This window comes from Frankia gtarii (assembly GCF_025403375.1).
GTDB lineage: Bacteria > Actinomycetota > Actinomycetes > Frankiales > Frankiaceae > Frankia > Frankia gtarii.
Window position 1 is genome coordinate 21,829 of sequence record NZ_JAMPTM010000033.1, and the last position, 15,820, is coordinate 37,648.

General features: G+C 70.8%; 12 protein-coding genes. 5 read left to right on the top strand and 7 right to left on the bottom strand.

What is annotated here, in order from left to right; genetic code table 11:
* Nucleotides 1-145 precede the first annotated feature (145 nt).
* Complete coding sequence (locus tag NBZ83_RS07915; protein ID WP_261567056.1) at nucleotides 146-763, top strand: class I SAM-dependent methyltransferase; 618 nt, start codon at nucleotides 146-148, stop codon at nucleotides 761-763.
* Here the strand turns inward: NBZ83_RS07915 and NBZ83_RS07920 are convergent.
* From NBZ83_RS07920 to NBZ83_RS07935, 4 genes are all read right to left on the bottom strand, one after another.
* Nucleotides 746-1,927: a prenyltransferase/squalene oxidase repeat-containing protein gene (locus tag NBZ83_RS07920; RefSeq protein ID WP_261567055.1), complete on the bottom strand. Its 1,182-nt coding sequence runs from the start codon at nucleotides 1,925-1,927 to the stop codon at nucleotides 746-748. The two genes, NBZ83_RS07915 and NBZ83_RS07920, sit on opposite strands and share 18 nt — an antisense overlap.
* Nucleotides 1,914-2,645, bottom strand: coding sequence for a class I SAM-dependent methyltransferase (locus tag NBZ83_RS07925; RefSeq protein ID WP_261567054.1), 732 nt, complete (start codon nucleotides 2,643-2,645; stop codon nucleotides 1,914-1,916). Before NBZ83_RS07925 ends, NBZ83_RS07920 begins: the two co-directional genes overlap by 14 nt.
* 11 nt (nucleotides 2,646-2,656) lie before the next feature.
* Nucleotides 2,657-4,081, bottom strand: a complete 1,425-nt coding sequence (locus NBZ83_RS07930) for a glycosyltransferase family 4 protein (protein ID WP_261574647.1) — start codon at nucleotides 4,079-4,081, stop codon at nucleotides 2,657-2,659.
* A 238-nt stretch (nucleotides 4,082-4,319) separates the two neighbouring features.
* The gene (locus NBZ83_RS07935) at nucleotides 4,320-4,748 is read right to left on the bottom strand and encodes an organic hydroperoxide resistance protein (protein ID WP_261567052.1); all 429 of its coding nucleotides are present in this window, start codon (nucleotides 4,746-4,748) and stop codon (nucleotides 4,320-4,322) included.
* A 156-nt stretch (nucleotides 4,749-4,904) separates the two neighbouring features.
* On the opposite strand from NBZ83_RS07935, the gene NBZ83_RS07940 reads away from it, so the two are divergent.
* A complete protein-coding gene (locus NBZ83_RS07940; RefSeq protein ID WP_261567051.1) occupies nucleotides 4,905-5,537 on the top strand; it encodes a TetR/AcrR family transcriptional regulator in 633 nt (210 codons plus the stop codon).
* 4,746 nt (nucleotides 5,538-10,283) lie between these two features.
* Here NBZ83_RS07940 and NBZ83_RS33725 read toward each other — a convergent pair.
* The gene (locus tag NBZ83_RS33725) at nucleotides 10,284-11,048 is read right to left on the bottom strand and encodes a toll/interleukin-1 receptor domain-containing protein (protein ID WP_368861815.1); all 765 of its coding nucleotides are present in this window, start codon (nucleotides 11,046-11,048) and stop codon (nucleotides 10,284-10,286) included.
* Between NBZ83_RS33725 and NBZ83_RS07945 the strand changes: the two genes are divergently transcribed.
* Entirely contained in the window at nucleotides 11,047-11,559 is a 513-nt protein-coding gene (locus tag NBZ83_RS07945; protein WP_261574648.1) for a hypothetical protein, read from the top strand. The genes NBZ83_RS33725 and NBZ83_RS07945 overlap by 2 nt on opposite strands.
* A gap of 65 nt (nucleotides 11,560-11,624) precedes the next feature.
* On the opposite strand, the gene NBZ83_RS07950 is transcribed toward NBZ83_RS07945, so the two are convergent.
* Nucleotides 11,625-12,827, bottom strand: a complete 1,203-nt coding sequence (locus NBZ83_RS07950; RefSeq protein ID WP_261574649.1) for a lipase family protein — start codon at nucleotides 12,825-12,827, stop codon at nucleotides 11,625-11,627.
* Between the two features lie 542 nt (nucleotides 12,828-13,369).
* Between NBZ83_RS07950 and NBZ83_RS07955 the strand changes: the two genes are divergently transcribed.
* On the top strand, nucleotides 13,370-14,218 hold the full coding sequence (locus NBZ83_RS07955; RefSeq protein WP_261567048.1) for a DedA family protein: 849 nt from the start codon (nucleotides 13,370-13,372) through the stop codon (nucleotides 14,216-14,218).
* A gap of 546 nt (nucleotides 14,219-14,764) precedes the next feature.
* Here NBZ83_RS07955 and NBZ83_RS07960 read toward each other — a convergent pair.
* A complete protein-coding gene (locus NBZ83_RS07960; RefSeq protein ID WP_261567047.1) occupies nucleotides 14,765-15,103 on the bottom strand; it encodes a P-II family nitrogen regulator in 339 nt (112 codons plus the stop codon).
* Nucleotides 15,104-15,219: 116 nt separating this feature from the next.
* On the opposite strand from NBZ83_RS07960, the gene NBZ83_RS07965 reads away from it, so the two are divergent.
* Nucleotides 15,220-15,762 carry a YbhB/YbcL family Raf kinase inhibitor-like protein gene (locus NBZ83_RS07965; RefSeq protein ID WP_261567046.1) on the top strand — a complete coding sequence of 181 codons (543 nt, stop codon included), beginning with the start codon at nucleotides 15,220-15,222 and terminating at the stop codon, nucleotides 15,760-15,762.
* Nucleotides 15,763-15,820: the final 58 nt, after the last annotated feature.

Below are 15,820 nucleotides of genomic sequence, written 5' to 3' on the forward strand. Positions count from 1 at the left end.
ACCGGGCTCGTCGGCCGGCGGCCAGTCCTGGAAGACCGTCGGTCGGCGAGCCCGGGGCGCTAAGTTCGGTACCGGCCGGATCGGGCGGTACCCGTCAGTCGGCGGGAAGCAGGACGGTGCGAGGTCAGTGGGAAGGGAGTCGGCGGTGGACGCGGCATTGCGGCAGGTGGCCGAGGGGGCGACGGGCTTCATGCCCCCGCAGGAGGGGCTTGCGCTGTACACGGCGGCCGCGGCGATCCCGGCCGGCGGCCTGATCTGCGAGGTCGGCACCTACTGCGGGAAGTCCACCCTCTACCTGGCCGCCGCTGCCCGAGCGGCGGGCGCCACCGTGGTCACGGTGGACCATCACCGCGGCTCGGAGGAGAACCAGGCCGGCTGGGAGTATCACGACACCACCCTGGTCGACCCGCGCACGGGCCGGCTCGACACGCTTCCGTTCCTGCGCCGGACCCTGGAGCAGGGCCAGGTCGAGGACGTGGTGACAGCGATCGTCGGGCGGTCCGAGCAGGTCGGACTGTGGTGGACGACCCCGGTCGCGCTGCTCTTCCTCGATGGCGGGCACACCGAGGAGCAGGCCCAGGCCGATTACGAGGCGTGGGGGCGCCACGTCACCGCCGGCGGCCTGCTGGCCATCCACGACGTGTTCTCCGACCCCGCCGACGGCGGCCAGGCGCCGTACCACGTCCTGCTGAGGGCGCTCGACGAGGGCTTCCTCGAGCAGGCGCGGACCGGGTCGCTGCGGGTGCTACGCCGCGTCGACTGACCGGCAGCCGCATGCCGCCGGCGGGTCGGAGTCCGTCGCCGGCGGGTCGCCATCGGGCGCCGGACGCTGGTCGGGTGGGCGTGGCTCGCCCTGTGAGCGGCCGGCGGTGGCGACGGCCTGGCCGTCGATCCCCTCCGGGCCGTGCAGCCCGGTGGGCAGGTCCGCACCGAGGAACATGGCCTCGGTGACCCCGCCGGCCAGCGTGTCGGCCGCGAGGATCACCGCCGCGGCGGTCCACGTCGACTGCTCGACCGGCCAGAACGTGCGGTCGGCGAACTGCCAGCCCGTCCAGTAGCCGCCGCCGCCGTGCCGCAGATGCTGCATGTCCGCGACCAGCTTGGCCGCGGCGGTCGACTCGCCGACCAGGTGCAGGGCGATCGCGAGCTCGCAGGTCTCCGCGCCGGTCACCCAGGGCTCGTCGGCCACGCAGCGGATCCCCAGACCGTCGACGACGAAGTCGTCCCAGCGGGAGGCGAGCCGGGCCCGGCCGGCGGAGCGGCGCAGCGCCCCGCCGATCACCGGGTAGTACCAGTCCATCGACCAGCGGTCCCGCGGGGCGAAATGCTCGGGATGGGCGACCAGCGCGTGATGCAGCGCGCCGGTCGCCCGCTCCCAGGCCGGCGGCACCTCGTCGACGAGCGCGGCGAGCGCCATCCCGCACCGCAGGCTGTGCAGGGTGCTGGAGCATCCCGTGAGCAGCGCCTCCGGATAGTCCACGCCGTCCGAGCCCCGTGCCCACCAGATCTGGCCGCTGGGGGCCTGCATGTCGACGATGAGGTCGAGTGCCCGGCGGACGACCGGCCAGATCCCGGCGGCGAAGGCACGGTCCCCGGTGAGTAGCCAGCGGTGCCAGGCGGCCGTCGCGACATAGGCGCACTGGTTGCTGTCGGCGAAGTCCTCTTTGATCGCGCCGGCCACGTAGCTGGTGGCCCAGGAGCCGTCGGCCCGCTGGTTGCGGCGCAGCCAGGCCCAGGCGGCGTCGGCCGCGCCGACGAGACCGCCGAGGTCGAGCGCCATGGCGCATTCGAGATGGTCCCAGGGGTCGGTGTGACCGCCGGGATACCAGGGGATGGCGCCGTCCGGTTCCTGGACGGCGGCGATCGCGGTCGCGGTCGCGATGAGTGCCTCGGGGGCCAACACCGGAGCAGACTCAACCGGCCGCACGCGCTACCTCCGGTTTTCGTAGGTACAGGACGATGCTCTTGCCGATGACCGGATTGAGGATCCGTTCGACGAGCCGCGTGACCTGGGGACGGCGCATCATGTCCCACACCAGCAGCCGGTGGTAAAGCCGCGTCGCCGGATGGTCGTCGTCATGGACACCGACGAGACACCGCAGCCACCAGTACGGTGCGTGCAGGGCGTGGGCGAAGTGGGTGCCGATCGGCTCCAGCCCGGCGGCGGTCAGCCGCTCGCGCAGTTCGGACTGCCGGTAGATGCGGATGTGACCGCCCTCGACGGTGTGGTACGCCGTCGACAGGCCCCAGCACACCTGCTCGGGCAGGCGATTCGGGACGGTGACCGCCACCCAGCCGCCGGGCCGCAGCACGCGGGCGATCTCGGCCATCACCGCCGTGTCGGCGGGCAGGTGCTCGAGGACCTCGGCGATGATGACCCGGTCGAAGGTGGCGTCCGCGAACGGCAGGGCAAGCGCGTCGCCGCGCACCGCGGCGGCCCGTGCCGTGGCCGGTGCCTGCCCCTCCAGGGCCATCGCGGCGAGCATCGCGTTCACGCCGCTGACCTCGTCGAGGGAGTAGTCCAGCGCGACGACGTCGGCGCCGCGCCGGAACGCCTCGAAGGAATGGCGCCCGGCCCCGCAGCCCAGGTCGAGCAGCCGGCAGCCTGCGGGTACGGGAAAACGATCGAAGTCGACGGTGAGCATTCGGCGCCGGCTCAGCCGGCGAGCGTCGGCGACGCCGACGAGCTCGAATCGCCCGGGACCGTTGCCGGCGCGGACGTGGTGGTGGTGGTGGCCAGCCCGGCCGGGGTCGGCCGGGACGCCGGTGTCGGCTGCGCCCACGACCACGACGAGCCCGGGTAGGGCGAGGTCGGCGTTCCGCCCACCGCCGCGATCCGCTCCGCGTACCAGGCCGCGGTCGCGGCGCTCGCCGCCCGCCAGGAGAACCGCTGCTCCACCCGGCGCCGCCCGGCGGCCCCCATCCGGGCGCGGCGCGCCGGATCGTCGAGCAGCGTGCGGATTGCCCCGGCGAGCGCGTCCGGATCTCCCGGGGGGACCAGCAGGGCGGCCTCGCCGTCGGCGCCGGCGACCTCGGGCAACGCCCCGGCGGTCGTCGCGATCAACGGGATGCCACAGGCCATCTCTTCCACCGCGGGCAGGCTGAACCCCTCGTAGAGGGAGGGGACGACCGCGACCTCGGCGGAGCGCAGCAGCTCGATCAGCTCCTGCTCCGGGATGTTGGACCGGAACGTCACCGCGTCGCCCAGGCCCAGCTCCGTCACCCGACGCTGGGCCTGCCCGCCTTCGCGGACCTTGCCGATGCAGACCAGGTGCGCGGCACGCTCGGATCGCACCTTGGCCAGCGCCTCCAGCAGGACACCCAGCCCCTTGAGCGGCACGTCCGCGCTGGTCACGACCACAATGCGGCCGGCGACGGCCGGCGCGGGGGCGGGCGCGGGCGTGAAGACGTCGGCGTCGACCCCGAGGGGCACCGTGTGCATGACCTCCGAGGGAAGGTTCATGTCGGCGATGATCTCGCGCCGCGAGCTCTCCGAGGGGATGACGATGCCGTCCAGCCCCCGCGCCACCCGGGCCTGCATCGGCAGGAAGGAGTACCACCGGCGCAGCCCCACCCGGGCGGTGAAGCTCGACGCCGCGGCCAGGCTCAGCCGACGGTCGACGGTGATCGGGTGGTGCACGGTGCTCACCACGGGGATTCGGTACGGGCGCAGCGCCGTCCGCAGCGCCAGCAGCCCGTAGCCGAGCCCCTGGTTGTCATGGACGATGTCGAACGGCGGCCGCCCACCGGACGCTCGCGGCCGCAGCGCCTGGTAGGCGCGCAGGCTGAACGACAGTGGCTCCGAGAACTGCCCGGTTCGCATCATCCCGAACTCGACGACGTCGGGTAGCGCGCGGAGCTCCGCCAGCCCCGGCCAGCGGAACGGGTCCGAGTCGCGGTAGAGGTCCAGGCTGGGCAGCTCGGTGAGACCAACCCCGTCGTCGAGATCGGGGTACGGCGGCCCGCTCAGCACCTGCACGTGGTGCCCTAGGGCGACCAGTTCGCGGGACAGATGTCGGACGTACACGCCCTGTCCACCGCAGGTGGGCAGGCTCCGGTACGACAACAACGCAATCCGCAACTGTGCGCCCTCCGTTCGTTTCGGGCCAGGCCTGGTCCCTCGACGTCGAGGGTGGCGCCGCTTCTTTCGCACATTAGGACATTCAGGTCCGATCTTCACTGAAATCCCATGGGACGGTGCGGCCGGGCCAGGTCACGGACGGGCCGGCCACGGACGGTGGCGACCCGCAGGCCCGCCGGGCCACGCGTCCGGGGGACGCGCTGACCCGGCGGACCGCAGGCCGGCGGCGGCCTATCGGTCAGTCGTTGTCCACAAGGACGACCTCGGAGGGGATGTTGCCCTTCGTGGCGCGGGAGTACGGGCACATCGCGTGCGCCGCTTCGAGCAGTTCCTGGGCGGTGGCCCGCTCGAGCCCCGGGATCTGCGCCTCGATCCTCGCACCCAGGCCGACGCCGCCCTCGTCGTCCCGGAGCAGTTCGATGGTCACCGACACCGCCGAGTCGGTGACGTCGGCCTTCTTGCCCCGGGCGACGGCCTTGAGCGCGCTGTGGAAGCACGCCGCGTAGCCGGTGGCGAAGAGCTGCTCCGGGTTCGTGCCCGGCCCGTCGTCGCCGCCCACCCCCTTCGGGATGGAGAGCTGGAGGTCCACCCGGTTGTCGCTGGATGCCACCCGCCCCTCACGGCCGCCCCAGGCGGTCGAGGTCGCCGAGTAGATCGTGGTCGTCATATCTGCCTCCGTATGTCACTGTGCATCGCGAGACGAACACCGTCCGGCTGCGACGCGGGCTGTCGGAGCTCCGTGGAGCCTGTCAGATTTATGCAACCAGACTGGTGCCCTAAATATTCGCGGTCCACACCCCCGTTTGCCGCTTAGCCTGAGCGGATGGCGCAGGAGGAGACCGGGCAGCTCGATCGGCCGCGGCGGGGGCGCCCCCGCGACGCGACGATCGACACCCGCGTGCTGTCCGCCGCCGTGGACGAACTGGCCGAGCACGGCGTCGGCGGATTCAGCGTGAACCGGGTCGCGGCCCGCGCCGGGGTTGCCAAGCGCGGCATCTACGCGCGCTGGCCGGCCCGCGAGGATCTCGTCCTGCACGCGCTCGGGACCCTGGCAGCCGGGCTCATGCCCCCGCGGACCGGGTCGCTGCGCGCGGACCTGCTCCACCTCGCGCCCTACGTCGACGCGGTGTTCACCGAGCCCCGGTTGTCGATTCTGGCCCGCTGCATGGCCGAACTGCCGCACTTCCCCGCGATGTACGCGGCGTTCCGGCGCGAGTCCGTCGACCGCTGCGCGGCCGCCATCGAGGATGCCCTGCACGACGCCGTCTCCCGTGGCGAGGCCCGCGCCGACCTCGACACCGACCTCGCCACCGGCGCCTTCCTGGGTGCCCTGCTGGCCCGGCACGCCTTTGGCGCCCGCCAGCCCATCGACGACCCCGCCTTCCACAGCCGACTCGTCGACTTCTGCGTCGCGGCGGTCCGCCCGGTCGCCGAGACGCGATCCACCGCCCACTGAGCCTCGTTCGCCGCCGGCTTCGACGAGGGGCGCTGTGCTGCACTCGATGACCGCGGGTGGGCCTCGTGGCCGATGGTTCGTCGTTGTCCACAGGGGTGCGGGTCCACATGGCGAAGGTGCTCGCCGGTCACCTTCCGAGGTTCCGGCCCAGCTCGACGGGGCTCTGTCGCGGGCACCGTGCCGGGCGCGGATCCGGCCGTCGTCCTGACGCGGCCCCGTGACGCGGCCCCGTGACGCGGCCCCGTGGTGGGGCCCATGACCCCGTGTGGCGACCGGGCTGATGGGCGGTGTCCACCGGCATGGCGGGGGCGCGGCGGCCGCTGGTCTCCCGCGGGCATCGTCTGACGCAACGCCTGGTTGTCCACAGCCATCTCCCTGCGGGGAGAACGTCGCCGCCGATCAGCACCCGTGGACGGGCAGTGTGCTGTCCACAAGTGCTACTGGCGTCGGTGCGGGATCCTGCACGTCCTACCCGTGAGACGGCGGGTTCGCAGCGACCCGGGCTGGCTGCCCAGGGACAGCGGCCTTGGGATCAACAGCGGGGAAGAGCACTCGTCCGAGTCGGGCGGTGCCCACGGCACCGGTCCGCCTCGGTCGCCGTATTCGGCCTCCTGACCAGGCTTTTCCCTGGTTGTCCACAGGGTGGTCGCCGACCGCCTCGGTCGCCGGTGACGCTCCCCGATGGTCACCGTCGACCACACCCCGCCGTCCCTGTGGATAACTTCCGGTGCGTCCGCCGCGGTCCTCGGCGAGGAGCACCGTGCTGCACACGATGACCACCAATGAGCACCGTGACCGGCAGTTCGGCGTTGTCCACAGGTGCGCGGGTCCGCGCGGCGAAGGGTGCTCGACGGTCGGTCCCAGAGGCCCGAGCCAGCTACACGGGGGCCCCGCCGCGGGCACCGTGCCGGGCGCGGTCGCTGACCATGAACGGTCTGCACCGGGCCCGGCGGGAATCGTGTGCGCCACCCGCCGGGCACCTGTCCACAGCCGGCGAGTGCCAGTCCGACCGGCACTCCGAACGGTCATGGTCGTTTTTTTGCACGGTTACCCGAGTTGATGCTCGAAGCCCGTCAACCGGGCAATCCACAGGCCATCCGTGGGCACCGTGAGCAGATCGGCGCTGCGGCGGGGGCCCGAGACCGGCCCCGTCGCCGAACGGACGGACGGTGTCCACAGGCGCGGCCGGGGCGTGGCGACCTCTGGTCTCCGGTGGGCATCGTGCTGCGCAGCGCCGGGGCGACGCAGCCCGACCATGACCACCCGGGTGCGCCGGTCAAGGATCCCCGCGGCACGGTCACGGCGTCGCAACTCTTGGCGAGCGTTCGGGAGCGCGGGTGATGCCCGGACCCCGGGGTGGGCATCGAGGTAGTTGTCCCCAGCTCTCCGGTGGGCATCGTCGTTCCTTGGCGCGGGGACGGCGCCGACAAGGTCGCGGCCGAACGTGCACCCTCCCCCGCGGCCCTCGGTGCCCGGCCCGCGGACAGGGCCGCCCCGCCACCCGCCACGCGGTCATGGACAGCGTGCTAGCCACAGACGTCCCCGGCAGGGAGAGCGTGACCGCCGGCCGGCCCCTCCTGTGGGCAGCGTGGTTCCACCGCCGACGGCGTTGGAAGGTCGCGCGAGCATGCCGACCCGACGCGGGTGACCGCGCTGTCCACAGGGGGACGGTGACCGTCGGCGTCGCCTTTTGCCGATGCACACGCTGTCCATGGCGCGGCCCGGTGTCCGGCGGGGGGCCGAGTGTGTTCTTCGCGCATGGGTCGTCGGGTCTGCGGGGGCCGGACTGGCTGGCCATGGGCAGCGTCCGTCTCATCGGTGCGCGGGCAAGGCGCCTGCCCGCGTTGCATACACCCCCGGCCGGAGCTGCGCGCCAAGCCATGCATGGTTCCTTGACCAGGGATTTCTCGGCTATGCACAGGAGAGGCGGCGATCGTCGGTGGTCGCTGACGATGTCCCTCGAAGGTCACCTCCGACCGCGCGCCGTGGGCCCTGTGGATAACTCCCGGTGCGCTCCCCGCCAGCCTCGACGAGGGGCACCGTGCTCCACACGATGACCACTGATGGGCATCGTGGCCGACGGTTCGGCGTTGTCCACAGGTGCGCAGGTCCACGTGACGAAGGGGCGCTCGACGGTCGCCCTCCGAGGCCTCGGCCCAGCTCGACGGGGCCTGTCCGCGAGCACTGTGCCGGGCCCGGCACCTGACCCGTGATGGTCAGCGAGGTGCCCAGCGGGGGTCGTCCGTGGAACCCACCGGACGGACGAACGGACGTGACCGCGGTATCCACAGGTGCGACCGGGCGCGGCCGCCGCCAATCGTCGGTGGGCATCGTGCTCGGCAACGACGGGCCAGCACGAGGCCCGACCACGACCACCCCGGGTGCGCTTGCCGGGGTGGTCGTGGCGCGGGTACTGCGTCGCAGTGCTTGGCGAACGTTCTCCGGCCACGGGCGACGTCCGGACCCCGTGATGGGCAGCGAGGCAGTTGTCCACAGCTCTCCGGTGGGCATCGTTGTTCCTCGACGCGGGGACGACGAGTCAGACGAGTCACGGGCATCGTGCTGTCCACAGACGTGCCGGGCAGGGAGAGCGTCGCCGCCGACCGGGGCCCCGTCCCTGGGCTGGTGTTGCCACCGCCGGCTTACGTGGGAAGGTCGCGCGAGCATGCCGACCCCACGCGGGTGACCGCGCTGTCCACAGGGGGACGGTGACCGTCGGCGTCGCCTGCTGCCGATGCACACGCTGTCCATGGCTCGGCCCGGTACCTTGCGGGGCCGTGTGCGCTCGGCGCGCTGCGGACGAGGGGGCCCGGGGGTCGGACTGGCTGACCGTGGGCGGCGTCCCGGTCATCGTTGCGCGGGCAAGGCGCTCGTCCGAGTTCTGCGTCCTGACCTGGATTTTCCTGTTCTTCCATAGGAAGACTTGCCGGCCGCGGCGGTCGCTGGGGACGCCCCTCGGCGGTCATCGCCAGCCGTGCCGCGTCCTGTCTGTGGATAACCCCCGGGTGTGCCCGCCGCCGGCTTCGACGAGGGGCGCTGTGCTGCACTCAATGACCGCGGGTGGGCCTCGTGGCCGATGGTTCGTCGTTGTCCACAGGGGTGCGGGTCCACATGGCGAAGGTGCTCGCCGGTCACCTTCCGAGGTTCCGGCCCAGCTCGACGGGGCTCTGTCGCGGGCACCGTGCCGGGCCTGGCCGCTGACCACCGACGGTCTGTGCAGTGCCCGGCGGGAATCGCGTGCGCCACCCGTCGGGCACCCGTCCACAGCCGATGGGCGCGGATCCGGCCGTCGTCCTGACGCGGCCCCGTGGTGGGGCCCATGACCCCGTGTGGCGACCGGGCTGATGGGCGGTGTCCACAAGTGCTACTGGTGTCGGTGCGGGATCCTGCACGTCCTACTCCTGACCAGGCTTTTCCCTGGTTGTCCACAGGGTGGTCGCCGACCGCCTCGGTCGCCGGTGACGCTCCCCGATGGTCACCGTCGACCACACCCCGCCGTCCCTGTGGATAACTTCCGGTGCGTCCGCCGCGGTCCTCGACGAGGAGCACCGTGCTGCACACGATGACCACCAATGAGCACCGATGGGCATCGTGGGGAGTCGCGTTCGCATCCCGTCGGGTTCCTGTCCACAGCGGTGCGGCCACGGATCCCGCCGTCGCCCCGAGCGATCATGGTCATTTCCTCGAACGGTCACCCGGGTCGATGCTCGAAGCCCGCCGCCCTGGAGATCCACAAGTCATCCATGGGCACCGTGGGCGGAGCGGTGCGGCGGCGGTGGACGGATCCCGGGGCGCCGCCGAGTTGCCCGGTCGGTGTCCACAGTCGGGGCCCGCGAGCCGCCAGCGGTCCTGTCCTCAGCTCCTCGGTGGGCATCGTGGTTCCTCCCTCGCGGCCAGGGCGGTCACGGTCACCGTCCAGCGGGGCGTTCATCGGATTCGGCGCGGCATGGTCATCGAGGTGGCCGTCAACGGTGACCAGGCCAACGCCGATCCTGCGTGGGGACCGTGTGCCGATCCAACGGCGACCGTCAGTTCCAACCGTGACTGTCAGCGGGCACCCTCAAGGTTTTCCACAGGGAGCTCGGCCGGGCAGCGTGGACGGCGGCCATACGACGAACTGCCGGTCGGGGTACACACGACTGCCCCTGACCGTCAGCGCGCAGCGCCGCGGTCATGGACCTTCGCGGGCGATGGACGCGGTGTCGGCGACGCGTACCGCAGTCCAGGTGCCGAGCACCGTTCCTCTTGGCGTCGAGGCACTGATGGCGTCGCTTCCGGCTCGTTTCGCCGCCGTGGCGTCCCGAAATCGACCATCAGCAGTTCGACGCCGTACCGCTGGCCACGGCCGTCGTCCGGCTGCCCAAAGCACTGAACATCGCGTCGCGACGAGAGCCGGTCGGGTTTCGGCCAGTCGAACACGTACTCGACATACTTCATCGGATTACCGAAACTCAGATTACTCGTGGCGAGGACCGGCGTGTTACCGGTCGGCAGCAGGATGGTTCCGGAAAATAAGAGAACCGGGAGACCCTAGGCCGTTCATCTGGCAAGATGATCATGCTGGTCCGTGTGGTGACCGGCAGTTGCGCGCGTTGCGTCGACGGAACCGTTCAGAGACCGGCTTGCGCCGCTTCCGTCGTGGCGGCGGAAGGCTGCGCGGAGGGGACTTCGGCATCCCTCGGCGACCAGAATCCGAAGACCAGGAGAGAACCACAACCACTCCGACGGAGGTCGGTACGGCGACTCTCAGAATGGCCCGGTTGCTCGCCGCCGCGACCAGGCGAGGCGGCGGCCACCACCCCGCGCGGCGGCGCTGTCGCGGTCCAGTCCGAACAGGTCCGCCGTCACGGCCAAGCAGCCCCGGCGGAGTGCAGTCCTCGATCCGGAACACCGGCAGCGTCCGGGCCCGGACGGTCGGATCGGCGGCGTAGGAAGCCCGCCACTCCGACTCGGCACATGTGGAGGACAGGCGCGTGGTCGACCGCAACGCGACGGTACGGGGGCCGTGGCCTGCGCAGTCCGGTGCATCTCGGTGACCAGGTGCGTGCCTGCCGCGAAGTCCCAGACCTGGAACCGAGTCGTGTAGCCGGAGTCCTCCAGCTCCCACGCGACCCAGGTCGTCCGTGGCTCATCCGCCCTGGTGTAGGAGACGACCATGCGCGAACAGACAGCTCGGGTCTCAGCCTGCGCGACTGCCGACTCACCCGGGTGCTCTGTGGCACCCGACCGCTCTCCTCGGCCCTGTCTCGCGGCGTCGAGACCGCGCTTCGGCCCGCCTCCGGTCACGCGCAACCAGATACCCACGACATTGCGACGGGCGAGGGCCGTGCTGTTTGGAGTATGCGACACCATTGTCTCGGTGAACCTCCTCGAATCTTCTCTTGACGGGCAACCAAATTGTCCTGTCTGCTTGGTGGGTCCCAATAGCACTAACCCACCAAGGGAGATTCCTGTGCACGGTGTCTCGGTCCGGCCTCGCGGCCGCCTCGCAAGAATCCTGCTGGCATTCATGACGGCTGCTCTGGCGGCCGTCTCCTCGCCTGCCCTGGCGTACTCTTCTGCGCCCGAGAAATGCGGCAGAATCACTACTGCGGCGCAGTCGGATATTGATACTCATGGCAACTACTACCTGAACGCCGGCGTCAGGGTGTACAGCGTGAGCGTGGGTTCCTACCTGCGTCCCTGCGCCGATGGCTATGTCCTGGTCAAGCACCACGTCATCATCGACAGTCGGGCCCTGCCCTACGGAACACCGGTTTCCCTCGTCGTCTCCACCCATCGCAGCGATGGTCGATGGGCACGTGCGCACGTTGCCGTACCCACGGTCGTCTCGACTCACCAGAAGATTGAGGAGTTCGACTTCGCCCAGGTCCGCGGGGTGGGCGCGAACCTGACGATCGATGAGGTCGACGTCAGGCACTGCGCCTGCGCTCCGGGCAGTGACGCCCTCGTGCCCTGGGCATCGACGGTCAAAGCGCGGTTTGCGCCCTGGTACGGGCCGGAAGCCACGGCTCGCGACTGAGCGTCCGGCACGGGGACTGGTCGCCGACGTCGACCAAAAGTTGTCCACAGGCGGGCAGGTCGGGCCTACCTCTGGGCGGCCGCGCCGAGTGCGCAGATGTCGGCGACCACCGGCGGACGTGGTTCGAAGCGTTGCGCGACCCAGCCCATCAGGTCGTTCATCGACGTGCTGAGGATCGAGCCATGGTCAGCCAGCGGGTAGCGCCGGTAGTCCACCGTTGTGCCCTCACCACACAGGCGGCTGACCACGCCGTCGGTGACCGGCTGGCGAATCACCTCGTCGCGGTCACCCTGGAGGACGAGCGTGGGAGCCATCCGTCGCATGATCTCGTCTCGCTGCCGCGCGAACCCGGCGGCGAACGGTGGACGGGTGAGCGGATCCACGGTGAAGGCCGTGTGGATCGACGAGCCGACACTCGCGTTCGTCACCTCGTCGGCGCACCGGGTGCGTGCGACCGTCAGCAACCGCCGACCGTTCGGGGTCAGGTAGTGGTCCAGGTCGATCCGCGGATCGTTGACCGCCAGCCCGATCATTGCCAGCAGCAGGTATCCGACACCGTCCGCACGGCGCTGCAAGGTGGCGAGTGAGTCGGGCAGGTCCGCCAGCGGCGCGGTCGCGACCACGCCGCGAATGCTCAGCTCCGGGGCATAACCGGCGGCCAGCGCGCCGGCGGCCAGCACCGCCTGCCCGCCCTGTGAATAACCCCAGAGGACGACGTCACGGCCGGCCTTCGTCTCGGTGATGGCGCGGGCGGCGCGGGCAGCGTCGAGTACCGCCCGCCCCTCGGGGGCGGCGACGTAGATCGCATGCTCGCCGGGGGTACCCAGCCCCGCGTAGTCGGTCAGCGTGACGACGTAGCCGGCCCGGACCAAGGGGAAGGTCCAGACGGCGGCGGCCAGTGGGGGGCGGGCGCGTGAGGGCGCGCAGGAATCCTGGATGCCCGTCGTCCCGTGCCCGAACGACACGACCTTGCGCCCTCCGGCGGGCACGGGGACACCTGTGCCCGGAGCAAGAATGATTCCGGAGACGGGAACCCCACCAGCGCCGGTCGGCCGGGACGAATAGGTGACCCGCCAGGCACGGATGCCGGCCGGGGCCGGCGTGACGACCTCCCGGGAGAGCAGAGTCCCGGGGACAATCTGGGACCGCCTCGGCTGGCCGGCCGCAGGAGCACTGTTGTTGCCCGCGCCGCCCGGCCCGCCGTCGACGTCACCCCGTCGCCCGCAGCCGGCCAGCGGGATCACTCCGAGCACCACAAGCAGCACCACAAGCGGCGCGCGGATCGTCCGGCGACGGGGCCCGCACCGGGCTCCCCGCCGCGCGAGCCGATCGGTGGAGCCGGGCGCGACCGGCGGCCGGGGGCGTTGATGCCACACGTTCGGTCGGGTCGGGTGCGGACCGGTAGAGGCGGGTGAGTCATCGTTCGGACCGGACCGCGGGAAACGCACGAAATAAGACTATGGCGCCGGTTCCGTCGCACCGGTTGCTGTCCGTGTGGTCACGGTCCGGAGGTCCTCGGTGGACTCGTGCCATGTCTCTGCCGTGTTGGGTCAAGCTGTGTTGGGTCAATCCGCTTGGGTGAGTGAACCGCGCGGGGTGATGAGCTGGGCGGGGTGGAGGACCTGTGGACTGGAGGACCTGTGGACTATCTGTGGATCAGCACGGTACCCGCAGGTGCCGGTCGTGGATGCCCGGCCACTCGATACCCTTACGGTGTCAGCAGGCGGGGCCGGTGCGGTGACGCGGACGTCACCGCGATCTCAACGGACGCGTCCGACCTGTCGCCCGAAGCCGTCGGAGGCCCGCGATTGTGACCACGCTCGCGTCGAGCACGCTCGCCCTAGGTCCCAGCGCGATCAGCGCTGACAACCTCATCAAGGCAGGGCTGGCCGTTGTCCTTCTGATCGTCTTCGCGGAATCGGGGCTGCTGATCGGGTTCTTTCTGCCCGGTGACGCCCTGCTGTTCACTCTCGGGATGCTGATCGCCAGAGACGAGGTCTCCACGCCGCTGCCGGTCGCGGCGATCCTGATCGGCCTGGCGGCGATCGCGGGCGACCAGGTGGGATATCTGATCGGCCGCAAGGCCGGCCCGGCGTTGTTCCGCCGGCCCGACTCGCGGTTGTTCAAACGGGAGTACGTCGAGCAGGCGGAGGCGTTCTTCGCGAAAAACGGCCCGCGCTCCATCGTGCTTGCCCGGTTCGTTCCGATCGTGCGGACATTTACCCCGGTCATCGCCGGGGTCAGTCGGATGAACTACCGGGTCTTCACCATCTACAACATCCTCGGTGGGTTGCTCTGGGGTTGTGGAGTGACCGTGCTCGGCTTCTATCTCGGAAAGATAGATTTCATCCGCGACAACATCGAGGCCATGCTGATCCTGGTGGTTCTGGTTTCGGTGGTACCAATCTTCGTCGAATTCCTCCGAAACCGGCGGCGGAAGCGCGCGGCGACGGCCTCCGGGTCGGCCGCCACGGCCAGGTCCCCGGAGCCGGGCCAGCAGGACATCCCCGACGGCCGGCCGGCCACCGGTTGGGACGGCGACGGCTGGAACCACGGCGAGGACCACGGCGAGGACGCAGATCCGGCTGTCACCATGCGCCTGAACCGTGGCGGTGGTCGTCACTCGGCGGCCCATCGCCGCGAGACCGCTCGGGACTGAGACACCTCTGCGGCAATGGCCGGCGCGATGCCTCACCGGCCGATCAATCCCGCGGCGAGCGATCTCCTCCGTCGGATGATCTCAGGTACTTGAGGGATCTCCGAGCGGGCGGCCCGGCGCCGACTCGGCGGGAAGGCCCGCGCAGGGCGGCTTCGGCGGCGCCTGCCGGTGGTGGAACGCAGTGCTACGGCGACCGGCCGGGCAAGGCGCCGACTGGCCGGGCAAGGTGGAAATGGCCTGGCCAGATGGGTCCCGACGGGCTCCGCGCCGATACGGGGGGAGTCGACGGGACACCCGCCGGGACCTGTCAACCGTATCGGGTCAACGGGTCATTGTCGCCCCGCCGATTGCCGGTCGAAGACGGAAATGCAGGTGGCGCGAGCAATGTCGGCCAAATGTGACGATCATCTCACCCGATCCGGGTGGCCGGTCGGTCGACAACGCACGGCGCTTCACGAATCACGGTGCGTTCCGGCCCGCCCCGCTTCGCCGCCTAGGCCCCGGCCCCGGCGCCGGCGCCGGCGCCGAATCAGACCACGGGTCGGATCACAGCGCATCGAGCCCGCGCTCACCCGTGCGCACCCGCGCCACCGTCTCGACGGGTAGCACCCAGATCTTTCCGGCCCCGCTCTCCGTCGACTCGGTCGAGCGCAGGATCACCCTCAGCACGTCCTCGACGTCGGCATCGGCGACGACACACTCGATCCGGGCGACGCTCACCGACTCGTCGTGGAACGTCCGTCCGCGGTATGTCTGAGTTCGCCACAGCTCGGTGCCGAACCCGGTTACCTGGCTGATCGTCATACCATGGACACCGTATGTGCCGAGGGCGGTGCGCACGTCATCGACACGATGTGGGCGCAAGATCGCGGTGACCAGTTTCACGGCGCTTTCTCGTCCTCGCTGCCAGAGTGAGGTTTCATCGCGGGGAAGCGTAGAGCCGCCAGGTGACGGTTCCATCGCGGGAACGTCACCGGATGGTGCAACGGAAGGAATAGTAGATGTCCCTGCTCGACCGCGGAACTCCCCCCGACCCGTACGACGTGCTCCCCGTTCGCCCGTCATTCGACGTGACCAGCACAGATCTTGCCGACGGCGGCGTCCTGCCGCTTGCCCATGTGTTCACCGACGCCGGCGGCGCGAACATCTCCCCGAACCTGTCCTGGTCCGGCCATCCCGCCGAGACGGAGAGCTTCGTCGTCACCACCTACGATCCGGACGCGCCGACCGGCAGCGGCTTCTGGCACTGGGTGCTGGTCGACCTCCCCGGCGCGGTGACGGAGCTGCCGCGCGGCGCCGGCAGCGGCGCGTTCCCCGGCCTGCCATCCGGGGCGTACCACGTCCGTAGCGACTGGGGTACCAAGGAGTACGGCGGGGCGGCGCCTCCGCAGGGCGACGTGCCGCACCGCTACGTCTTCACCGTGCACGCGGTCGACGTGCCCAAGCTGGAGATCAACGACGAGGTCTCGCCGGCGGTCGTCGGGTTCAACCTCGCCTTCCACACCCTCGCCCGGGCCGTGCTGCGGGTGACCTACCAACACTGAGTAATCGGTCGGCCGCCCGCACGTCCCGCCGTCGAGGCGGACGGCGGGACGTGCGGGC